Source organism: Saccharopolyspora sp. NPDC049426, from assembly GCF_040676935.1.
In the GTDB taxonomy this organism is placed as follows: domain Bacteria; phylum Actinomycetota; class Actinomycetes; order Mycobacteriales; family Pseudonocardiaceae; genus Saccharopolyspora.
This window is the reverse complement of sequence record NZ_JBFAPZ010000016.1, coordinates 1-21,991: the sequence shown is the minus strand read 5'-3', so window position 1 is coordinate 21,991 and position 21,991 is coordinate 1. Positions and strand designations below refer to the sequence as shown.

19 protein-coding genes are annotated in these 21,991 nt (G+C 70.3%); 6 read left to right on the top strand and 13 right to left on the bottom strand.

The window, feature by feature from the left end; translation table 11 throughout:
* Positions 1–281: 281 nt before the first annotated feature.
* Positions 282–800, top strand: a complete 519-nt coding sequence (locus tag AB0J78_RS28315) for an NAD(P)H-dependent oxidoreductase (RefSeq protein ID WP_363794214.1) — start codon at positions 282–284, stop codon at positions 798–800.
* 8 nt (positions 801–808) lie between these two features.
* Here AB0J78_RS28315 and xylB read toward each other — a convergent pair whose 3' ends face one another.
* From xylB to AB0J78_RS28300, 3 genes are all read right to left on the bottom strand, one after another.
* Complete coding sequence (xylB, locus tag AB0J78_RS28310; protein ID WP_363794212.1) at positions 809–2,218, bottom strand: xylulokinase; 1,410 nt, start codon at positions 2,216–2,218, stop codon at positions 809–811.
* A gap of 189 nt (positions 2,219–2,407) precedes the next feature.
* On the bottom strand, positions 2,408–3,565 hold the full coding sequence (gene xylA / locus AB0J78_RS28305; protein ID WP_363794210.1) for a xylose isomerase: 1,158 nt from the start codon (positions 3,563–3,565) through the stop codon (positions 2,408–2,410).
* A gap of 68 nt (positions 3,566–3,633) precedes the next feature.
* Positions 3,634–4,893: an ROK family transcriptional regulator gene (locus tag AB0J78_RS28300; protein WP_363794208.1), complete on the bottom strand. Its 1,260-nt coding sequence runs from the start codon at positions 4,891–4,893 to the stop codon at positions 3,634–3,636.
* Positions 4,894–5,308: 415 nt separating this feature from the next.
* Here AB0J78_RS28300 and AB0J78_RS28295 point away from each other — a divergent pair, with 415 nt between their 5' ends.
* A complete protein-coding gene (locus AB0J78_RS28295) occupies positions 5,309–6,163 on the top strand; it encodes a VOC family protein (protein WP_363794206.1) in 855 nt (284 codons plus the stop codon).
* Between the two features lie 133 nt (positions 6,164–6,296).
* On the opposite strand, the gene AB0J78_RS28290 is transcribed toward AB0J78_RS28295, so the two are convergent.
* From AB0J78_RS28290 to AB0J78_RS28265, 6 genes are all read right to left on the bottom strand, one after another.
* Entirely contained in the window at positions 6,297–7,187 is an 891-nt protein-coding gene (locus AB0J78_RS28290) for an oxidoreductase (protein WP_363794204.1), read from the bottom strand.
* A gap of 81 nt (positions 7,188–7,268) precedes the next feature.
* The gene (locus AB0J78_RS28285; RefSeq protein WP_363794202.1) at positions 7,269–7,640 is read right to left on the bottom strand and encodes a peptidase inhibitor family I36 protein; all 372 of its coding nucleotides are present in this window, start codon (positions 7,638–7,640) and stop codon (positions 7,269–7,271) included.
* Positions 7,641–7,712: 72 nt separating this feature from the next.
* Entirely contained in the window at positions 7,713–8,114 is a 402-nt protein-coding gene (locus AB0J78_RS28280) for a hypothetical protein (RefSeq protein WP_363794200.1), read from the bottom strand.
* Between the two features lie 326 nt (positions 8,115–8,440).
* Positions 8,441–9,202: a WbqC family protein gene (locus tag AB0J78_RS28275; protein WP_363794198.1), complete on the bottom strand. Its 762-nt coding sequence runs from the start codon at positions 9,200–9,202 to the stop codon at positions 8,441–8,443.
* Complete coding sequence (locus AB0J78_RS28270) at positions 9,202–9,942, bottom strand: PIG-L deacetylase family protein (protein ID WP_363794196.1); 741 nt, start codon at positions 9,940–9,942, stop codon at positions 9,202–9,204. The genes AB0J78_RS28275 and AB0J78_RS28270 overlap by 1 nt, the downstream gene beginning before the upstream one ends.
* 35 nt (positions 9,943–9,977) lie before the next feature.
* Positions 9,978–10,889: a glycosyl hydrolase family 18 protein gene (locus AB0J78_RS28265; protein ID WP_363794194.1), complete on the bottom strand. Its 912-nt coding sequence runs from the start codon at positions 10,887–10,889 to the stop codon at positions 9,978–9,980.
* On the opposite strand from AB0J78_RS28265, the gene AB0J78_RS28260 reads away from it, so the two are divergent.
* Positions 10,878–11,720 (top strand): nucleotide sugar dehydrogenase, encoded by an 843-nt coding sequence (locus tag AB0J78_RS28260; RefSeq protein WP_363794192.1) that lies wholly within the window; start codon positions 10,878–10,880, stop codon positions 11,718–11,720. The genes AB0J78_RS28265 and AB0J78_RS28260 overlap by 12 nt on opposite strands.
* 103 nt (positions 11,721–11,823) lie before the next feature.
* Positions 11,824–13,239, top strand: coding sequence for a selenium-binding protein SBP56-related protein (locus AB0J78_RS28255; protein WP_363794190.1), 1,416 nt, complete (start codon positions 11,824–11,826; stop codon positions 13,237–13,239).
* Between the two features lie 55 nt (positions 13,240–13,294).
* Here the strand turns inward: AB0J78_RS28255 and rpiA are convergent, their stop codons facing one another.
* On the bottom strand, positions 13,295–14,047 hold the full coding sequence (gene rpiA / locus AB0J78_RS28250; RefSeq protein ID WP_363794188.1) for a ribose-5-phosphate isomerase RpiA: 753 nt from the start codon (positions 14,045–14,047) through the stop codon (positions 13,295–13,297).
* A gap of 578 nt (positions 14,048–14,625) precedes the next feature.
* On the opposite strand from rpiA, the gene AB0J78_RS28245 reads away from it, so the two are divergent.
* Together AB0J78_RS28245 and AB0J78_RS28240 are read left to right on the top strand one after the other, a co-directional pair.
* The gene (locus tag AB0J78_RS28245) at positions 14,626–15,108 is read left to right on the top strand and encodes a hypothetical protein (protein WP_363794186.1); all 483 of its coding nucleotides are present in this window, start codon (positions 14,626–14,628) and stop codon (positions 15,106–15,108) included.
* An 87-nt stretch (positions 15,109–15,195) separates the two neighbouring features.
* On the top strand, positions 15,196–15,705 hold the full coding sequence (locus tag AB0J78_RS28240) for an SRPBCC family protein (RefSeq protein WP_363794184.1): 510 nt from the start codon (positions 15,196–15,198) through the stop codon (positions 15,703–15,705).
* A gap of 73 nt (positions 15,706–15,778) precedes the next feature.
* Here AB0J78_RS28240 and AB0J78_RS28235 read toward each other — a convergent pair whose 3' ends face one another.
* The 3 genes from AB0J78_RS28235 to AB0J78_RS28225 all read right to left on the bottom strand — a co-directional run bounded on the left by AB0J78_RS28235 (position 15,779) and on the right by AB0J78_RS28225 (position 21,413).
* Positions 15,779–18,547, bottom strand: a complete 2,769-nt coding sequence (locus AB0J78_RS28235) for an EAL domain-containing protein (RefSeq protein WP_363794182.1) — start codon at positions 18,545–18,547, stop codon at positions 15,779–15,781.
* Positions 18,548–18,650: 103 nt separating this feature from the next.
* Positions 18,651–19,487, bottom strand: coding sequence for a class I SAM-dependent methyltransferase (locus tag AB0J78_RS28230; protein WP_363794436.1), 837 nt, complete (start codon positions 19,485–19,487; stop codon positions 18,651–18,653).
* Positions 19,488–19,496: 9 nt separating this feature from the next.
* Positions 19,497–21,413: a glycosyltransferase gene (locus tag AB0J78_RS28225; protein WP_363794180.1), complete on the bottom strand. Its 1,917-nt coding sequence runs from the start codon at positions 21,411–21,413 to the stop codon at positions 19,497–19,499.
* Between the last annotated feature and the right edge of the window lie 578 nt (positions 21,414–21,991).

The window sequence follows — 21,991 nt, the reverse complement described above, 5'->3', positions numbered from 1 at the left end:
CGAGCGGGGGCGCTTTACAGCGCGACCGATCGCAAGAAGGATGACCGGCATGACAGCCCAGGCCGGTTTCGTGGTGCGGTGCCACATCGACCTGTTGCGCGTGTGCAGCGCGATCTGTTGATCCGCGGCTGACCGGACGCCGTTCGGCTCCGGAATCTTCCTTCCCTCCACCGGTTCTCATCCGGTAGCAGCTGCACTCGCACCTCTCGTTCCAGGAGCTCTCATGCTGTCGTGCCCCGCCGTGCTCGCGTTAAGTCCTCTGTGGACCGAGGAGGGCGGGCGTGGTTGAGTTCGCCGTGCTCACCGGGCACCTGACGTCGAGGTCGCGGTCCGGGGCGGTGGCCCGCACGCTCCTCGACGAGCTGCGCCTCACCGGCGCCGAGGCCACCGAGATCGCGGTGGGCGAGCTGCCGCACTCCGCGCTGATGGCCGGCAACCGCCGACACCCCGCCGTGCAGGCGAGCCGGCGGGTGGTGGCCGCCGCCGAGGCGGTGGCGGTCGTGACGCCCCGCTACGAGCCGCACGGCAGCGTCCCGCTGCGGTCCTGGCTGGCGATGCTGCCGAGCGACGCGCTGGCCGGAAAGCCCGTGCTCCCAGTCGGTCTGGGCACCGTGCGGAGCCACTCCATCGGTCTCGGCGGCGGCCTCGGCGCAGCGAGGGTGCTGCCCGCGACGTTCCTCTACGACCACTGGTTCACCGACACCGGAGGGTGGAGGCAGGATCCCCGCGCCGACGACCTCGTCCGGCGCACGGCCCGCACCCTCCGGGCCGCCGCGTTCGGCGAGGTCGTCGCCGCGTGAACCGGTGATCAGATGCCGTGGACCTGCTTGCGCGCGGCGGCGTAGGCCTCCCGGACCGCGGCCCCGCTGGTGTCGTCCCCGACGGCCCGGCGGGTGCCCGCGACCTCCCACTCCGGCGGCTCGGCGCTGCCGGAACGGGCCCATGCGGCCTGCTTGGCCGCGCCGATGGCCACGTACTCGGCCGGTTCGGGGATGTCCACGTCGACGCCGAACAGGCCGGGGGCGATGGCCTGGACCGCCTCGGAACGGGCCGCGCCGCCGATGAGCAGCACCCGCCCGACCTCGGCGCCGGTGTCGCGCAGCGCGTCGATGGCGTCGGCCATGCCGCACAGCATCCCCTCCACGGCCGCGCGGGCGAGGTTCTGCGGGGTCATGTTCGCGCCGGTCAGCCCGGCCAGCGTGCCGGTGGCCTCCGGGAGGTTCGGAGTCCGCTCGCCCTCCAGGTACGGCAGCAGGCTCAGCCCTCCCGATCCCGGCTCCGCCGACAGCGCGAGCCGGGAGAGCCCCTCCAGGTCGGTGTCGAGCATGTGCGCGGTGGAGCTGAGCACGCGCGCCGCGTTGAGGGTGCACACCAGCGGCAGGTACCGGCCGGTGGCGTCGCAGAAGCCCGCGACGGTGCCGGTCTGGTCGGCGCTGGGCTTCTCGGCGGGCGCGAACACCGCACCCGAGGTGCCCAGCGACACCACCACATCACCGGGCTTGAGCCCCAGACCGAGCGCGGCGGCCATGTTGTCGCCGGTGCCGACGCCGATGGTGGCGCCCTCGATCTCCGGCAGCGTCGCCCGTGCGGCTTCGGCGTTGGGGCTCAACAGCTTCGGCAGTGCCGGGGTGCGTCCGCCCATGGCTTCGGTGAGCAGTTCGGGCAGCCACTCGCCGGTGGTGGGGGAGTAGTACCCGGTGCCGGAGGCGTCGCCGTGATCGGTCCAGCTCTGCTCGGGACGTCCGGCGAGCAGCCAGCCGAGCCAGTCGTGCGGCAGCAGCACCTGCGCGACGCGGTCGGCGTTGTCCGGCTCGTGCTGCGCCAGCCACGCGAGCTTGGTGATGGTGAAGCTGGCGACCGGGACCAGCCCGGTGCGGGTGGCGAGCGCCTGGGCCCCGTGGCGTTCGATGAGCTCCTCGGCCTGCGGAGCCGAGCGGGTGTCGTTCCACAGTAGGGCGTCGCGGACCGGCTCGCCGGAGGAGTCCAGCGCGACCATGCCGTGTTGCTGGCCGCCCACCGACACCGCCTCGATGCGGCCCGGCGACTTCGCGATGACCTCGGCGATGGCGTTCTGCGCGGCCTCCCACCAGGCCGCCGGGTCCACCTCGGTTCCGTCGGGGTGCGACGCCTTGGCCTCGGCGACGACCGCGCCGTCGTTGGCGTCGACGACGAGCGCCTTGGTGGACTGGGTCGACGAGTCGATGCCTAGCACCAGCATTGCGGATCATCCTTCGTGCTCGCGGAGTGCAAGCACTCCCGGGGCCGGGTTCGTGCGGCGCCGGAACGCCGGAGTCGGTTCTGACCGGACACGATTGTGCGCGATCAGGCCGCGGTCGTGCGATCACCCGGCCCCGGCTCCCGGAACGGGGAGGTCCCGTCCCGGGCGCCGGGGCCGGGTCTCGGTGGGTCAGCTGACGCCGAGGAGGTGGTCCATGGCGAGCTGGTCGAGGCGCTCGAAGTGCATGCCGCGCGCGGCCGCGGCGTCGACGTCGAGCTCCTCGGACAGCAGGTCGGACACCGACTCCCCGTCGTTGAGGGTCGGGGTGGACAGCTCGGCGACCCGAGCCGCCTCCAGCGCCTCCTTCACCCGCGGGTCCGCGCGGAAGGCCGCCGCGCGCTCCTTGAGGATCAGGTAGTTGCGCATGCAGCCGGCCGCCGAAGCCCAGACGCCGTCGTAGTCCTCGGTGCGCGGCGGCTTGAAGTCGAAGTGCCGCGGGCCTTCGTAGCCGCCGTTCTCCAGCAGGTCGACCAGGAAGAACGCGGTGCGCACGTCGCCGGCGCCGAAGCGCAGGTCCTGGTCGTACTTGATGCCGTTCTGCCCGTTGAGGTCGATGTGGAACAGCTTGCCCGCCCACAGCGCCTGCGCGATGCCGTGCGCGAAGTTCAGGCCCGCCATCTGCTCGTGCCCGACCTCGGGGTTCACGCCGACGATGTCGCCGTGCTCGAGCTCGTTGATGAACGCCAGCGCGTGACCGACGGTCGGCAGCAGGATGTCGCCGCGCGGCTCGTTCGGCTTGGGCTCCAGGGCCAGCTTGAGGTCGTAACCGCGCTCCTTGATGAACGCGCAGACGGTGTCCACGGCCTCGCGGTAGCGGTCCAGAGCGGCGCGAACGTCCTTGGTCGCACCGGATTCGGCGCCCTCGCGACCGCCCCAGGCGACGAAGGTCTTGGCGCCGAGCTCGGCGGCCAGCTCGACGTTGCGCAGCACCTTGCGCAGCGCGAAGCGCCGCACGTCGCGATCGTTGGCGGTGAAGCCGCCGTCCTTGAACACCGGGTGGCTGAACAGGTTGGTCGTCACCATCGGCACGGCGAGACCGGTCTCGTCCAGCGCGCCCCGGAAGCGGGAGACGATGGCCGAGCGCTCGGTGGCGTCGGAGCCGAACGGAACCAGGTCGTCGTCGTGGAAGGTGATGCCGTGGGCGCCCAGGTCGGAGAGCCGGTGCACGGCCTCGACCGGGTCCAGCGGGCTGCGGGTGGCCTCGCCGAACGGGTCGCGTCCGAGCCAGCCGACGGTCCACAGGCCGAACGAGAACTTGTCCTCGCGCTTCGGGGTGAAGTCGGTCATGACTTGATGCTCCTCACGTCGTGGTGCAGTGCGATGTCGCGGTGGCACCGGGTGGTGCCGAACCTCGGTCAGCCGGCGGCCTTCTCGGCCGCGGGGATGCGCAGCGGATCGCGGAAGATCTCCTCGATGACGATGCTGCTGGCGCCGCGCACGGCGGCGGAGAACCCGTAGGTGGAGGCGGTGATCCGGCAGACCGCCGCGTCTCCGGCCACCGAGCGCTCGCGCAGTTCCCGCATCGCGGCGGGAACCAGGTAGGGGGCGACGGTGCCGAGGTAGCCACCGAGCACGACGACCTCCGGGTTGAGCAGGTTGACCAGCACCGACACGCCGATGCCCAGCCACCTGCCGACCTCGTCGAAGCCGGCCATGGCTTCCGGCCCGCCGTCCTCGGCGCGCTGGCGCAGCGCGTGGGCCTGCTCCTGCGGGTCGACGTCCTGGTCGGCCAGGTCGGGAGCCGCCGCGCGCAGCACGGCGGGCAAGCCGATCTTGGTCTCCAGGCAGCCGCGGCGCCCGCATCCGCAGACCTGCCCGTCGAGGTCGACCGGGACGTGCCCGATCTCGCCGGTGAAACCGCCGGCGCCGCGCAGGAGGCGGCCGCCGGTGATCAAACCTGCGCCGACGCCGGCCTCACCGGTCAGGTACACCAGGTCCGCCGGGGGCTGGGGCATGGAGTGCAGCTCGGCGAGGGCGGAGAGGTTGGCCTCGTTGTCGACCACGATCGGCACGTCATCACCGAGGCGCTCGCGCAGCGCTTCCGCGATCGGGATCGATCGCCATTCGAGGTTGGGCGCGTAGCGCACCCGGCCCGTCTCGGCGTCGACCAGACCGGGCACGGCCACGGCGATGCCGGCCAGGAACGACGATCCGGTGCCCGACAGTTCGGTGACGGCTTCGCGGGCGATCGCGGCGAGCCGGTCGAGCGTGGTCTCCGGGTCGGCGCGCATGGCGTCGAACCCGAGCCGCCGCTCGACGATGACGCGTCCGGCCAGGTCGGTGCCCCGCGCGGCCAGGTACTGGGAGTTGATCTCCAGCCCGAGCGCGGTGATGCCGCCGCCGTCGAGCTCCAGCGAGCGTCCGGGACGGCCGACGGCGCCGTCCCGACGCAGGCCGGTCTCGCGGATGAGCCCGCGGTCGATGAGCTCGGCGGCCAGGCTGGACACGGTCGCCTTGGTCAGTCCGCTGCTGGTGGCGATGTCGGCGCGCGAGACGACCTCGCCTCGCCGCACCTCGTCGAGCACGCGCGCGAGATTGGCCCGACGCACCGCGGTCTGGTCGACACCGGCCGACGCGCCGAGCCGCGCGGCCGCACCGCTTCCACGTTCCGCCACACCCACCTCCAATAAGTACGGCGGCAAAACTAATAGCGGAGCGGTCTGATGGCAAGAGTCCCCGTGACAGCGGCTCTAGGTGCCGTCTCGGTCAGTGAGCGCGGTCGGAGAGTCGTGAGCTTGTTAGTTGACCCGGGTAACTAATCTGGTCACCGGATGCGGTGAGATCGTCACGCGATCCTGCTTTCGGGGGTCGCCGCAGCGCCGAACGGCGTAGTCTCTCGGCTGCCCGTCTCGCTCCCGCCCCCTCGGTGAGGCGGGCACCACTTCGTCCAGGGCACGAACCGGACAGGGTTCGGTTCGTGTCCTGGACAATCCGTTGCCCTGAGCTCGCGAGCGGTGGCAGCATCGTGATCACGCACGATCACCGGATCGCGACCACCAGCGGCGTCCGGAACGACTCGCCGGAGGGGCGATGACCGCGAACCATTCCGCCGACCCGAGCGCGGCCACCGCCACGATCCGGCACGTCGAGATCGGTTGCCGGAACCTGGCGCGCTCCCAGGAGTTCTACACCGGACTGCTGGGATTCACCGAAACCGCACGGGATTCCGGCGTCAGCTGGCTCGACGCCGGGACGGCGCGCATCAAGCTCGTCGAGATCGGCGAGGGCGACCTCGGCGGCTGGACGCCCGACGACCTGCAGTGCGGCATGCGGCACGTGGGCATGAAGGTCGGCGACGTCGACGCCCAGGCCGCCCGGCTCCGCGAAGCCGGCGTCGAGTTCACCACGCATCCCAAGGACGCCCACGGCAACGTGCGCATCACGTTCTTCACCGACCCCGACGGGACGCTGCTGGAATTCGTCGAAGGTGCCGTGCGCCACGACGAGACCTACTCGCCCGAGCTGGCCGCCGAAGACGTCGCCGCGCACCGCAACCGGCCGCGAGAAGCGGGTCCGGTCTTCGACCACATCGCCGTCACCGCCCCGGATCTGCAAGAAGCGCTCGACTTCTACGTGCGCACCCTCGGCGCGGTGGTGATCGGCAAGCTCATCCGCTCCGACGACCCGCGCGGGTTCGTCATCACCAACCTGCGACTCGGCGGCGCCGTTCTGGAGCTGTTCACCTACCGCCGCGAGACCACGCCCAGCACCTGGTCGGCCGGGCAGTCCCGGCTCGGGCTGCGCTCCATCGGACTCGGCGTGGCCGAAGCGCGCGGAGCCGTGGGAGCCATGACCGCCGCCGGTGCGGGTGCGGTGCTGCGACCAGGACCGGAGCCGCTGCTCATCGACCCGCACGGCTTGCCGTTGACCATCACCACGCGCTGATCCTGGGACAGCCGCTCACCGAGCACATCTGGGACCGCTTCTCCCTCACCGGCACGTGCCCACGACGACCTGATGAGCGTGAAAGCCGCGCGAAGGTCACCGAGGGCCCACGAGCACGGGTCCGGTGTGGACGTCAGGACTTCTCGGCCATCGGGAACGTGATCCCGGTGAGGTGCTCCGAGAGGGTCCACAGCCGTTGGGCCGCTTCGGGATCGCTGGCCGCCTGGGTGCGTCCGACCAGGGTGGGGGAGCCGCGCATCTCGAACGGCCCGTCCGGACCCACGTAGCTGGCGCCCGGGATGTCCTGGGTGGCGGCGAACAGCGTCGGCAGCGCGCCCGCGGCCGCCGGCTGCGCGGCGATGAGGTTGCCGACGGCCATCAACCGGCGCAGCAGGGAATTCCCCGCGTGGCTCTGCAGGTTCGTCGCCGCGTACCCGGGGTGCGCGGCCGTGGCGCGGACCGCCGAACCCGCCTCGGTGAGCCTGCGCTGCAGCTCCAGGGTGAACAGCAGGTTCGCCAGCTTCGACTGCCCGTAGGTCTTCTGCGGGTCGTAGGCGCCCGTGAAGTTCGGGTCCTCCCAGCGGATCCCCTTCACCGACCGGTGCAGGCTGGAGGACACCGTGACCACGCGATCGGTGACCTGGTCGATCAGCAGGTTGGTCAGCGCGAAGTGGCCGAGGTGGTTGGTGCCGAACTGGATCTCGAAGCCGTCCCGGGTGAGCCCCTCGGGCGGGAACATGACCCCGGCGTTGTTGATGAGCATGGAGATCTCGCCGTCCCACGCACCGGCGAACTCGCGCACCGAGGCGAGGTCGCCCAGGTCGAGCCGGCGCACCTCGGCGGAGCCGGGCACGCTCCCGGCGGCCTGCTCGCCCTTGGCGACGTTGCGCACGGCGAGCACCACGTGCGCGCCCGCACGCCCCAGCGCCTGCGCTGTCTCCAGTCCGAGTCCGCTGTTCGCGCCGGTGATGACGGCCGTCTTGCCGGCCAGGTTCGGTAGCTGATCGCTGGTCCATCGCGTCATGCCGCCCATCGTGCCACCGATCCCGCGACATGCCGATGACCACGGCCGCGCGACGCGGCCGTGGCCATCGACGTCCCCCTCTCAGCAGGGATCGACCTTCCAGGTGTCGAAGCCCTTGTCGTTGGGGCTGTCCTCCGGGGCAGTGGACGAGTGCTGGGCCTCGCCCGCCGGGCCGTAGAAGTTCGCGACGGTCCCCGCGTACTGCCGGTTCATGAAGGAGCCCAGGTTGTAGCGCAGGTCGATCGGCAGGTCCGAGCATTCGTAGAAGTCGGTCCGCTGACCGGTGTAGTTGAAGTCGTCCCAGACGCACAGGTAACCCTCGGCGCACTCCAGCTTGGCGCGCGCGGTGGCCTCCTCCTGCGTCTCAGCGGAGGCGACTCCGGCTCCCGCCCCCAGCAGGAGCAGTGAACCCGCGCCCGCCGCGGCGATCTTGCTGATCAGTGATCCGTGCATTGCTGATTCCCCCAGTTGGTGCTGCCCGGCCACCACCGCGTGCGCAGCGGTGGCCGGGCCCTTTCCGATACCTCAGCAGGGGCGCACCTGGCGGGTGTCGAATCCCCTGTTGTTGTCGCTGAACTCGGGTGCGGTCGAGGTGTACTGGACGATCCACTCGCCGCCCGGGTTCGCCGGGTCGGGACCGATGAACTCGGCCACCTGGCCGGTGTACTGGTTGTTGATCCAGGAACCGACCGGCCACGGCGTGTCGTAGACGCCGCACTCGAAGAACTTCACCATGTCGCCGTGCCCGTTGGCCTCGGGCCAGACGCACAGGTAGCCGACCCCGCACGCTTCGGCCATGGCGCGATGAGTGGCTTCCTGGTCGGTTTCGGCAGAGGCGAGGCCCATGCTCGATCCGGCCAGCAGCAGGCCCCCGGCCACCGCGAGGGTGGCTGTGAAGCCCTTGCTGCGCATTGCGCTCGTCGACATCTTTCCTCCCAGTTCCAAGTGCTCACACGCGTGCGGCCGCACAGGTGTGTCCCCGCGGAGTGGTGCTGTGGCCCCCAGTGGCCCGCAAGTCCGGGCCTTGGCATCGCGACACCCATCTCACGTCGCACGCTCGACTAGGGTTGCCTCCAAGCGGACGAAAGATGCCTTGTTTTCGGTGAAGCCACTCGGCCGAGACCGCCGGCAGGCCGATATGACCGCCGGTAACCAGCGCATTCGTCAGCCAGGCACCCCGGTTTCGGCGGTGAACTCCCGTGCGACGGGACTGCGCGGCCGCGCTGTGCGCGGAGCGTGAGGAAGTTGAAGGGTCAGCGCAAAACGCTCCTCTGTGGATTTGCGACGGACGCCGCCCCGGGTGCGGCGGAGGATTCGAACCGGCTGGAGGCGTGGATCGTCTCCACGGCCGAGCGGCCTTGGACGAACAGCAGGTCCAACACCCCGAGCCCGGGGACGAACTCCCCGTGCGGCTGCGCGTAGACCGGGTGCTCGAAGTGCTGTTCGAGCACCGGGACGCCGGCCCGGTGGAACGGCGACCAATCGACCTCGTAGGTGCTGCCGCTGCTGGTCAGGTGAGCGTCACCACCCGCGGCGCGGACCAGTTCCAGCAACCGCTCCTGCCTGTCCTCGGGCTCCGCGGCGTCCAGGTCGGAGGCCCGCACGATCCGGGTCGGAAGCTCGAGGTAGCCGCACAGCGAGGTCATCAGGGCCAGGTTGTGGTCGACCAGGTGCTCGTGGGCGCGCCGGTAGACCTGCTGGACCAGGGCGTAGAGCTCGTCGAAGTGCGGTGTGGAGCGGTAGTGGACCTTCAGGTGCTTGAGGTGTCCGCGCTGCCAGTTCTGCCGCTGGTCGATGCGCACTTCGTGCAGCCACTGGTGGTCGCCGGTGTGGGCCACGGGCACGCTCAGCCAGGAGGTCCCGCCCGCCTGGTTCTTCATCCGCTGCCGGGCGTGGAACTCGCTGCGGGTGTACTGGGCCGTGTCGTAGACGACGTGGACGTCGCTCGCGGCGATCTTGGCCATCAGCTTGGTCCACGGCAGGAAGTTGGGCTGGTGGATCGAGACGGCCGTCATCACAGCACCACCCGCATCGTCGCGAAGCCCTCGGCGCTGTCGACCGAGACCTCCTTGCCGCGCCAGCGCGACTGCAACGCCAGGCCTTCCGGACTCCCGTGGTAGAGCGGGTCCTTGACCTGCGAGGCGTGCAGCGCCATCGCCTGCAACTTGACCTGGAGGAACTCGCTGATGTCGACGAACAGGTTCGGCGTGAACCGCTCGCGCTCCGGCGTCCAGAACAGGCTCGTGTTGTCGTAGCAGAGCACGTGCGGGACGAAGTGCCGGTCGCCCGGCGCGCACGGCCGGGTCGCGGTCACGCAGGCCCGGAACAACGCCTCGTGGTCCTGGTTGTAGCTGATCGCCGGGATCAGCACCATGGTCGGCCGGACGTTGTCGATGGACAACCGCGCGTCGCGCTCCAGCAGCCGGACGAGTTCCCGGCGCGGCACGGTGTCCAGCGCCATGTGCCGTTCGGATCCGCTGAAGAGCACTTCCCAGTCGTCGACCTTGAGCAGCTCGGCGACCGATTCGAACTCCGAGAGGCGCGTGTCGGCGGTGACCGTCCGCAGCCCGGACTCCTGAGCGCCGCCGTACTGCTCGATGGAGGCCACCGAGGCGACGATCACGTAGATCGCGCCGCCGAGCGACTTGACCCGGCTGATCGTGCCCGCGCAGCCGTAGGTTTCGTCATCCGCGTGCGGGGCGATCACCAGAACGCGCTGGCGCGCGAGGAATTCGTCCCCGTTGACGTGGTCCATGTCCTTGCTCCTCTCCGGATTCGGGCATCGCGGTTTCACGGGCAGGCTCGTGTCCAGCTCGCGTCGATCTCTTCCCAAAGACCGGGTGCTTCCGGTCCGTAGCTCCACAGGTGCACCGACCGCAGCCCGAACTCGCGCGCCAGGCCGAGCTTGATGGCGGTGCTGCGGGTGTCCTCGAACCAGACCTCGTGGTCGACGCCGTCCTGGCGGTACTCGAACCAGGCGGATCCACCCACGGGATCCCACACCGGCTCCTTGTCGTACCGCTGTGCGAGTTCCAGGGCCCCGGCGGTGGAGAGCGACGAGCCGTAGCCGCCGCTCCAGTCGTATCCGTAGACCGGCACGCCCAGCACGAGCTTTTCGGCGGGCACGCGCGTGAGCGAGTACGTCAGCACCTCGCGCACCCACATCTCGGGTGCGGCGGGACCGGGTGCGGAGGTCGCCCAGTGGTAGTCGTAGGCCATGATCCGCACCGAGTCGGCCGCCTCGCCCACGGCGCGGTAGTCCAGCGCCCGGGTGGCTTCGCTGTGGCCGTCGTCCTCGGTCTTGGGCGCCAGGGTCACCGACAGGGTCTTGCCGTCGGCGTGCAGCCGGTCGGCGGGCTCGCGGACGAACCGGGTGAACCCAGGGCCGTCGGCCGCGCGCAGGTCCTCGTAGTCGATGTCGATGCCGGGGTAGTCGCCGTCGCGGGCGAGTTCGGCGAGGCCGTCCACGTGCTGCCGGGTGAGTTCGGGGTCGTGCAGAATCCGGGCCACCGCCTCGTACTGCCAGTCGCCGTCGAAGTGGTTGGCGACGGTGGGGATGACCGCGGGCCCGGCGGAGCGCAGCGATTCCAACTGCTCGGCCTCGTCCGGGTCGTCGGCTGACTGCTCCGCGATCGCCCCGTCCGGCCGCACGCCGTAGATCCAGGGCGTGACCACGTCCAGGTCCTCGGCGTGGGTTCGCACGGTGTCCGCGCCGTCTACGTCGCCTTCAGCCCCGAGCGCATCGACCCCGGCGTCGCCCGCCACGACCGGCGCGCGACCCCGCGCGTCGTCGGAGGGATCAGCGCCGAATGCGGTCGCCGGGCGCAGGAAGCGTTGACGAGCACGGCGGCCGCGGTGCACGTGGTGTCCTCCTCGGAGGCGGCCGAGCTCACCAAGCTGCTGGAGAACAGCTTCCGGGCGGTCAACATCGCGATGATCAACGAGTTCGCCGACAGCTGCCGGGCCTTCGACGTCGATCCGATAGAGGTCATCGAGGCCGCCGCCACCAAGCCGTACGGGTTCATGCCGTTCCACCCCGGTCCGGGAGTCGGCGGGCACTGCATCCCCTGCGACACGCACTACCTGCTGTGGCAGCTGCGCGCCCAACGCCTGCCCGCCCCGCTGATGAACGCGGCGATGGGTTCGATCGCGGCCCGGCCGCGCAGGGTCGCGGACCGCGCTCGGCAACTGCGCGCCGATCGCGGGAAGCGCGTCGCGGGAGCTCGAGTCCTGGTGCTGGGCGTGGCATACAAGCCGGGCGTCGCCGACATCCGCGAGTCCCCGGCCCTGGAGATCATGGCCGAACTGGCGGGCCTCGGAGTCGACGTCTCCTACGCCGATCCCCACGTCCCCACTCTCCTGCTGGGTGAAACCACGGTGCTGTCGAGCGACCAGGTGGAGTCGCAGGAGTGGGACCTCGTCATCGTGCACACGATGCACCCCGGGTGCGATCCGGGCTGGTTGGGCGGCCAGAACGCGGTTCTGGACACCACCTACCGGCTCAGCCCGGAGCTGCGCTGCGCGCACCTGTAAAACCACCCGGATCAGCGGCGTCCTGGGACGCGGACACGGTCGCTGAGGCGGGAGTGCGGGACCATGCTGGAACGACCGAACGCCATCTCCCGAGGAGGACGAGATGAGCCATGCCGCGGTCGATCCGACCTTCTACCGCAGTCCCGCCGAGGCGATCGCCGCGCCACCGGAGAAGCTGGCCTACGTGGTCACCTTCGACCGCGCGGCCGAACAACCCGACGCCCTCGCCGTCATCGACACCGACCCGGAATCCGCCCAGCTCGGGCAGATCGTGGGATGGGCGGAGCTGCCGACCAAGGGCGACGAGCTGCACCACTTCGGCTGGAACGCGTGCAGCAGCGCCTTCGCCCACGCCGGTCACCACACCGACGGCCTGCAACGCCGGTACCTGCTGCTGCCCGGCCTGCGCTCCTCGAACCTGCACGTCTACGACACCCACCCGGACCCGAAGCAGCCCCACCTGGTGCGCACCATCGCCGCCGAGGAGCTCGCCGCCCGAGCCGGGTACTCCCGTCCGCACACGTTGCACTGCGGCCCCGACGGCATCTACCTGTCGTGCCTGGGCGCCGCCGAGGGCGACGGAGGACCGGGCGGGATCGCGGTGCTCGACCACGACAGCTTCGAGGTCGTGCGGGCGTGGGAGACCGACCGGGGCCCGCAGCATCTCGCCTACGACGCCTGGTGGCACCTCAACCAGAACACCCTCATCACGAGCGAGTGGGGCACGCCCGCAATGATCGAGGACGGCGTGGTGCCCGAACTGCTGCTGGCCAACGAGTACGGCCACGCCCTGCACTTCTGGGACCTCGCCGAGGGCGAGCACGTGCAGCGGGTGGACCTCGGTTCCGAGCACCAGATGGTGCTGGAGCTGCGGCCCTCGCACGACCCCAACGCCACCTGGGGATTCGCCGGCGTGGTGATCAGCACCGAAGACCTGTCGGCATCGGTGTGGCGCTGGCGGCGCGACGGCGATCGGTGGACGGCCGACAAGGTCATCACCATCCCCGCCGAACCCGCCGACGCCGAACTGCTCCCACCCGCGCTCAAGCCCTTCGGCGCTGTCCCGCCACTGGTCACCGACATCAACCTGTCCGTCGACGACCGCTTCCTCTACGTCTCGTGCTGGGGGACCGGCGAGCTCAAGCAGTACGACGTCAGGGACCCCGCCGCGCCTCGCGAAGCCGGATCGGTCCGGCTCGGTGGCATCGTGGGCCGGGTCGCGCACCCGTCGGCACCGGACCGGCCGCTGGCGGGCGGGCCGCAGATGGTCGAGGTCAGCCGGGACGGAACGCGGATCTACCTGACCAACTCGCTCTACGGGTCGTGGGACGACCAGTTCTACCCCGACGGCGTCGGCGCGTGGATGGCCAAGCTCTCCACCGACCCGCACCGCGGCGGCCTCACCGTCGACGAGGGCTTCTTCCCGCACGGTGAGGACTTCCGGGGCCGTCGGGCGCACCAGGTCCGGCTCCAAGGAGGGGACGCCTCCTCGGATTCCTACTGCTACGCGGGGTTCTGAAACGCGACGAGGGGTCGTGAGCAGCGCTCACGACCCCTCGATCGGGTGATGACTTTCAGCGACCGCGGGTCGACGGGCGGGCCGACGGGGTCGCCGAAACGTCGCGGATCTCGTGGCTGCCGTCCGCACGGCCGATCACGACCTCCGCGGCGATCCCGGTGAACAGGCCGTTCTCCACCACGCCGGGGATCCAGTTCAGCTGCGAGTCCAGCGCGATCGGGTCCTTGATCGCCTCGAGGTGGGCATCGACGATGAAGTTGCCGCTGTCGGTGACCAGCGGGCCGCCGTCCTTCTCGCGGCGGGTCAGCTTCACGCCGGGCTGGCCCAGGTCGTCCAGCAGCGAGCTGATGGCGCGCTCGGTGGCCTGCCACTCGTACTGCACGACCTCGATGGGCAGCGGGAACTTGCCGAGCTGGTCGACGACCTTGCCCTCGTCGACCACGCACACCATCTTGTCCGAGGTGTCGGCGATGATGCGCTCCCACAGCAGGCAGGCGCCGCCGCCCTTGATCATGTGGCCCGCGGGGTCGATCTCGTCGGCGCCGTCGACCGTGAGGTCCAGCCGGCCGACCTCGGCGAGCGTGGTCAGCGGCACGCCGACCTCGAGCGCCAGGTCACGAGTGCCGGTCGAGGTGGGCACGCCCACCACGTTGAGGCCGTTCGACACGGCCTCGCCCAGCGCGCGGACGAACCAGTGCGAGGTCGTGCCCGAGCCCAGGCCGAGCTTCATGCCGTCGCGGATGTAGGCGTCGATGACGGCCGTACCCGCGGCCCACTTCGCGCGGTCCTGCTCGTTACTCGGTTGCATCGGTCGTAAGTCTCCTGTGGACGCTCCAGCGGATCACCGCCCGGCGGGCCGGCCGGTGGGTTCGCCAGTCACGGTACATGCGCTGGTCGCGGGCGGTCGCGGGGTCGCACCTGACGGCACGTCCGGCGCGTCGGCGGGGCCGCGACGGACCCCGTCGCAGACTTCGGAATCGATCTGGAAACCCCCACCCATCGGGTGACGGCGGCATCGTTCGGTCATGATGTTGCCGGTGCGATGAACCTGCGGGTCAGGGCCGCTTCGAGGGCAACTTGAAGCATGCTCGCGATCTTGCCGGGATCGCCGCGTTCGGTAGGCTCCGCCGACCTCGGCGGCGCTGTGCGCCGCCGAGGTCCGATTCGGAGAGAGCGGTTGTGAAAGCGACTACGTCGCACGGGCTTTCGGAGGCAGCCGCGAATGTGTTCTGCGCCACCGCTGTCGCCTGAAGTCGTGCCTGTTGCGCGATCACCAGGTTCCGATCGAGTTGCTGATTCCCTTTCGGGCCCAACAATGGTCCGGTGGGGGTAATCCGGTAGCGGGGCGCCCCAGGGGGAACAATTGAGTGGAAGGACGCGTGAGCCATGCCCTTCTATTCGACGATGGCCGAGACCGACATCGCGTGCCCGGCCATGGACGTCTACAGCTACATCACCGATCCGGCGAACTGGGAGGACGGCCGGCCGGTGACCGATCCAGGTTGGACACTCGTGCCCCGGGGCAGACAGCCCGCAGGCACGACGTGGCGGGAGCCGCAAGGCGAGGACTGGGCGATACTGGAAGCCGAACCGGGCCGCCGCTGGATCGTCCGGTCCCGGGGCGTCGATGACACGTCCTCGGTGACCATCACCTACAGCTTCTCCGAGGTCGAGGGCACGACTCACCTCTTCCGGCACATGGAGATCGAGGTCTCCGTGCGCGCGGCGATCAGCGAGCACGCTCGCGCCGCGTTCACCTGCTCGAAGCCCGGACGGGAGGTGGTGACCGTCATCAAGCGCGTGCTGGAGACCTCTCGCCGGGCCGCTCCGCAGGTACCGGTGCCCGTCTCGATCTCGCAGCTCGGCTGATGGCCTCCTTGTCGTGCGGTAGTTGACGACCCGAGTTTCGTCAAGAAACCCTACTGGTCAACACCATACGACGAGGGGTCGCCGAGCATGGAGTGGACGGGTGCGCGCTACGCCGACGGGCCGACGGTCGAGGTCGAGACCTGGATCGACTCCCCACCCGAACACGTGTGGGAACTGGTCACCGACATGGAGCTGATCGCGCGGATCAGCGATGAGCTGCAGGAAGTGCAGTGGCTCGATGGCGCCCGCGGGCCGTCGCTCGGCGCCCGGTTCACCGGGCGCAACCGCCACGACGCGCTGGGGGAGTGGACCACCACCTCGCACGTCGTCGAGTTCGAGCCCCAGCGGGTCTTCGGCTGGGCGGTGCGGGATCCGGAGAACCCGATGGCGTCCTGGCGGTTCGCCCTGCGTCCTGCCGATGGCGGCACGCGGTTGAGCCAGTGGGCTCGGATGGGTCCGGCGCCCTCCGGGCTGAGCCTGGCCATCGAACGCATGCCGGAGAAGGAGCAGAAGATCGTCTTCGTCCGGCTGCGGGAGTTCGAGCGCGGCATGGCCGCCAACCTCGCCGGGATCAAGGAACTCGCCGAAGCCCGGTAGGCACGCTCGTCGAACAAGGCTTCGTCGACGAGACGGCGTTCGAGCACATGCGGGCCGCATCGCGCGACCCGCCTCAGTCGCCCTTCATGCGCCGGTCGGCGAGCTCGATGGTCGCCGCCAGGTCCTCGATCGGCACCGGCCGTCCCAGGTAGTAGCCCTGCGCCTGGTCGCAGCCCAGCCGCCGCAGCACCTCCAGCTGCTCGGCGGTCTCCACGCCCTCGGCGATCACCGCGAGATCGACCGCGTGGGCCATCGCCGAGATGCTGTTGACCAGCGCCTCCGCGTCGTGGGAGTGGGCGATGCCGTCGATGAACGACCGGTCGATCTTCAGCGAGTCCAGCGGCAGCCGCAGCAGCTGCGCCAGCGAGGAGTACCCGGTGCCGAAGTCGTCGATGGCCAGCCGGATCCCGTACCGGCGCAGCTCCTGCAGCATCCGGGTGGCGGTCGCCGGGTCGTGCATGAGCGCGCTCTCGGTGAGCTCCAGCGACAACGACTTCGCGGACAACCCCGACTTGCGCAGCACCTCGTCCACCGCCTCCGGAAGGCCCGGGTCCTCCAGCTGGCGCGCCGACAGGTTGGCCTTCACCCGCAGGTCGAGGCCGTGCCGCGTGCGGAACTCGGCCATCTGCTCGATCGCGGTGGACAGCGCCCACGACCCGATGTGGTGAATCAGGTCGCTCTCCTCCGCCATCGAGATGAACTCCTCCGGGGAGATCCGCCCGTGCACCGGGTGGGTCCAGCGCAACAGCGATTCGACCGCGCTGACGCGGTTGGCGTGCAGGTTCACGATCGGCTGGTAGGCCAGCCAGAGCTCGCCGCGGTCGACCGCCGAGCGCAGGTCCTGCTCGAGCTCCAGGTAGCGCTGCAGGCGTTCGCGCAGCTGCACGTCGAAGAACGCCGCCCGCCCGCGGCCCCGCGTCTTCGCCTCGTACATGGCCACGTCGGCATCGCGCAGCACGTCCTCGGCGGTGCGCGGATCGCCGGGCGGGACGAGCACGATGCCGATGCTGGCGTCGACGTGCAGCTGCCTGCCCTCGACCGTGATCGGCTCGGTGAGCCGCCGCCGGATCGCGGCAGCCAGGTCGCCCAGGGACGAGCCACCTTCCTCGTCGTTCACCAGCACCACGAACTCGTCGCCGCCGTGCCTGCCGACCTGCTCGGCCGAGTGCATCACGGCGCGGAGGCGTTCACCGGTCACGCGCAGGACCTCGTCGCCGATGACGTGGCCCAGCGAATCGTTGATGATCTTGAACTTGTCCAGGTCGATGAACATCACGCCGGTCGTGACCGTGCGGTCGGGCTCGCCCATCGCGGCCTGCAACCTGCGCAGCACCATCGTCCGGTTCGCCAGCCCGGTCAGCGGGTCGTGGGTGGCCTCCCGCTCCAGCCGCTTGCGGAACGCGCGCGGCTCGGTGATGTCGGTGAACGACACCAGCGTCCGGTGCGGCGGCGAATCGTCCGCGGTCAGCGAGCGCGCCGAGATCGCCAGCCACACGCTGCTGCCGTCGGAGCGCTCGAAGCGCGCCACGCGTCGGTTCTCCGGCTCACCGGTGAGCCGAGTGCGCAGGGAGGGCGCCTGCGGGAGCTGGTTGCCGTCCTCGTCGAACGTCATCCACGACTCGGGCCGGGTTCCCACGAGGTCCTCCTCCTGGGCCCCGAGGATGGACGTGGCCGCCGGGTTGGCCATGACGACCTTGCCGCCCTCGTCGATGACCAGCACGCCCTCGTCGAGCAGGCTGACCACCGTCGCGTAGCGCTTCTCGGCCCGGCGCCGGGCCGTCTCGTCGGTGCACACCAGCACGTAGCCGTCGCTCATCTCCGCCGCCGAGATCCGCACCTGCACCGGCGATCCGTCGGCGTGCCGGTGCTTGGCCTCCACGGTCCCGCCCACGGTCAGCAACGCGGCCGGGTCGATCTCGGCGCCCACGACCTCGGAGACGTGCCGCCCTCGCGCCTGCGCCGAGGACCAGCCGTAGATCGTCTCGGCGGCCGGGTTCCAGCTGGTCACCACGCCGTGCCAGGTGGTGGCGACGATGGCGTTGCTGACGTTCTCGACCAGCGCCGCCTGGTAGCGCAGAGCGGCCTCGGCCTTCCGCTGCGCGGTGACGTCGCGCAGGATGACCTGGAACGCCGGGCGACCGTGCCAGCTGGTGCGCACCGCGATCGACTCGACCAGCATCCGCGACCCGTCCACCCGGATCATCTCCGCCTCGGCGGGCTCCGTGGTCGTCCCCGGATCGTGGGCCACCGACAGCCGCGAGAACAACTCCGCCTGCGCGTGCTCGGCGACGAACTCGGTGATCGGGTGCCCGACGATGTCCTCGGGGGACGCGGCGTGCATCATCTGCACCCCTGCGGGGTTGAGGTAGACGGTGACGCCGTCCTGGTGCACGCACACCGCGTCCGGGTTCAGCTCGATCAGCCGCCGGTAGCGGTCGGCGATGTCGGTGTCGTGGCTCTCGTCGCTCAGCGGGTACGCCACGTCCACCGCGATCCCGACCAGGCGACGATCGGGTCCGTGCTGCGTGGGGCGGCAGCGCAGGAAGATCGCACGCCGCTCCCCGGACGGCATCTGGAACGGCTCCTCGACGGACTGCGAGCCGTCCTCCTCTCGGGTCTCGGCGGAGTGCACCAGGGGTGCGATGAGCTCCCGCAGCCTGCGCGGGAGCTCATGCGGATCGCTCTCGTCGACCTGCAGCAGGTTCGCCATCCCCGCCGACCAGCGCAGGTCGCCGTCGGAGAACCGGTAGCTCCAGGCGGCGGCCCGGTTGACCTCGCAGGCCAGGTTGCGGAGCTCCACGTCCAGCCCGTACGCCCCGTCCAGCCGGTCGCTCTCAGTCATGGCCCTCCGCTCTCGAGGCGGACGCCGACGACCACACCTCGCCGGCTCCCTCCCGGCGGACCCCGGGACGCCCGCCCGGTGCCGGGCGAGCGGGACGACGCGTTCAGCGGTGCTGAACCGCGGCGCGGGGAGCCGGCGCGAACCTCTCGATGTCCACGTGGGAACCGATGTCGGTCAGCCGGACGGCCACCTGTTCATTGTCGATGGTGAAGGCTTCGTAGGAGAACTTCCAACCGGTCGCGTCGACGTGCTCTCCCCAGGCGCGGTACTCGCCGAACTGCCAGCCCGGGTAGTTGAAGAACTCGTCGAACACCACGATGCTTCCCGGCCGCAGGCGCGGACCGACGAGCTCCAGCACGGTCTTGGTGGAGGAGTAGATGTCGCAGTCGACGTGCAGGAACGCCACCGGGCCCGGGTGGGTCTCCAGGAACTTCGGCAGCGTGTCGTCGAACCAGCCGACCACCAGCTCGGCGCCCTCGACCACGGGCGGACCGTCGGGGAGCATCTCGCCGCCGAAGGTGCCCTCGGGGAACCCGGCCCGCCAGTGCTCCGGCAGGCCCTCGAACGAGTCGAAGCCGTAGACGTCGACGCCCCCGCGGGAGCGGGCGATCTCGGTGAGGGTCTTGCCGGAGTACACGCCGAACTCCAGCGCCATGCCCTCGGCCGGGGCCAGCGACAGCGCGTGGTTGAGGGTGGCGATGGGGTTGGGCAGCATCCGCGCCGAGGCCATCTCCTGGTGCACCAGCCGTGCGGTGGAGACCGCGGCGTCGCGCTCGCCGGCGGCGAACAGGTCGCGGCGGGACCGCATCTCGAAGTCGCGGGTGGCGTTCACGGCGCGGTCGATCTCCGGGCGGATCACGCCCGCGACGGCCTCGGAGACCGCTCGCTGCAACTTCTCCCGTGCGGCGGCCCGCACGGGGGAGAGGACGCGGGACAGCATGTTCACGATCTACTCCTTGGAAGTGTTGGTTTCGTCGAGCTGGAACAGGCGTGTCCAGTTCTCCCTGCTGGTGAGCGAGCGATGGCCTGCATGCCACGCACCGCGCGCCCCATCCCCCTCGCGGTGCAGCCGCAACGCCGTGCGCAGCACCTTCGCGCCGATCCGGCGCAGCTCGTCGCGATCGACCCTGCGGACCGACACCGACTCCTGCGAGGCGTCGGTGACCACCGCGGTCTCGAAGAGCCCGACGTGCCACCAGTGGGCGTCGCCGGACGAGATGGACGCCGAGCCGCCGACCCTGCCCAGCAGGTGCCAGACCAGCCGCTTGGCCAGCACGAGCCTGCGCCGGGCCGGGTGCGGACCGGCCTTGGCGATCGGCCGGGACGCACCGGTCAGCCCCGGGACCTGCGAGGGCTTGTGCCGCGCGGTCTCGGCGTGCGGGGCGCGGATCCTGGCGATCCGCGCGAGCGTCGAGGCATCGCCGTCGCGCAGCACGTCCGGACCAGCGAGGAAGTCCTCCACCGCCGCGATGAGCACCTCGGCTTGGGCGTAGCGCATCGACACCAGGCATTCGGCGGCCCAGCGGAGGAAGACCCTCGCGCTGGCGGTCCCGTCGAAGTCACCGTGCAGAGCATCGATGATCAGCGCGTTCCGCAAGGTGAAGTAGCGGACCCAGCTGTCCTCGTCCTTCCAGTCGAAGTCGGCGTGCCACACCGCCGCCCCGGGCAGCGTGACCGTCGCGTGGCCACGGCCCCGGATGCGGTAGCCGAACTCCACGTCGTCCCACTGGAAGAACATGGGGATGGGGTAGCCGGCGTCGCGCACGATCTCCGACGGCAGAAGGCAGCACCACCAGGCGTTGTAGTCCGCGTCGACCCGCCGCTCCTGCAGCTCCTCGGTGAGGTCCGCGCGGTCGAGGCCGCCGTCGACGGCCAGACCGGGTTCGATCGTGGTGAACCGGGCGTGCTCGGCGGAGACGTGGATCCGGTACGGGTGCAGCAGCTGCAGCATCTGCGAGCCGACCACGATCGGCTCGACGGCGGAGTTCGCGAACGTCGTCATCCGCACGACCGTGTCCGGTTCCAGCAGGATGTCGTCGTCCATGAACAGCGCGTTGGCCGCGATCTCGTCGTCGGCGAGCGTCTCGTGCAGTCCGCGGGTGAAACCGCCTGCGCCACCGAGGTTCCGCTGGCGCCGGTAGTGCAGCAGCCCGCCGAACATCCGCCGGACCGACTCGAAGGACTCGCGGGATTCGACGGTGTCGTCACCCTGGTCGACCACGTAGACCGCCGACAGCGCGCTCATCGCCACGGGGTCGGCCGCCAGCGCGCGCAGCGTGTTCAGGCAGTCGTCGGGCCGGTTGTGGGTGCACAGCACCGCGGAGGTGGGGCGGCTGCGCGGCGGGGCGGGCACGAACCACGCGACGTCGGCGACCTGCAGCGAGTCGGCCTCGGTGATCAGTTCGAGCCAGATCGCACCGCCGTCGACGAACTTGCCGATGTCCACGGTCCAGCACACCTGGGACTCGGTGGTCCTTCCCGCGACCCGCTCGGTGTGCAGCGTGCGGGCTCCTCCTCGCGAGTCGGACGCCATCACGCGCACGATCCCGGCGCCGCTGACGTTCGCGCGAACGGTCACCTCGGCGGCGGCCGTCCAGCGCTGCCAGTAGCTGGCGGGGAAGCGCCCGAAGTAGGTGGAGGTGGACACCCTGCTGTGCGGGTGGACCGTCACCGCGTTGCGGTGCCGGGTGGCCGCGCCGTCCTCGATCTTGGCGTAGAGATCAACGGGCAGGCTGGCGAACGGAGGCGTGAAGAACGTCCGCATGGCCATGGCCGGGCCGGGATTTCCCCGGCGGGGTTCGTCCTGCCGTTCGGCCTGGAGCGTCTCGTTCTCGTCCACTCCCCGGATGCCGCCAACAAGTGTCATGAGCGCCGCATTCTTTAGCTTTGAACTCAACGGTGTGACTTTCATGTTTATCGCGCTCGCGCGCGCGGACCTTGAAGGCGCGACGGCCCACCAGCCGAACATCACCAGAACAGGTGATGTTCGGCGAGACGGGTGCTCCGACCTGCCAGCTTGACAAAGTCCCCGGGCGTCACCAGAATTTTGAGCACGCCGGGTTCGACCGACTCGATGCTCTCCGATCAGGAGCGCGACCGCTAGCTGAGAGGCGCTGCAACGGACTTCACGTCCGCCACGCTCGGCCGGTGGGGTAAAGGGACAGCACGGTAAGGGCGCCTCCTGACGGAGGTGCCTTTTTTGATGTCGCGAGAGGGATCACGGCTACCGGCCGACGACGCCGGGCCGTGTTGAGCCGAATCTTCGCCGACCCCGTGCGATCGCCGTCCGGCACCTCCGCCGAAGCAGTCCAATTCGGACTCGATCGTCGATGAATCTTCGCACCCGAGAGGAAGTCATGAGCGTCAAGTTGCAGAAGGTCAACGGCCTGGAGTTCGCCGTGCGGGACCTGGGTCTGGCCGAGGCCGGTCGGCATCAGATCCGTT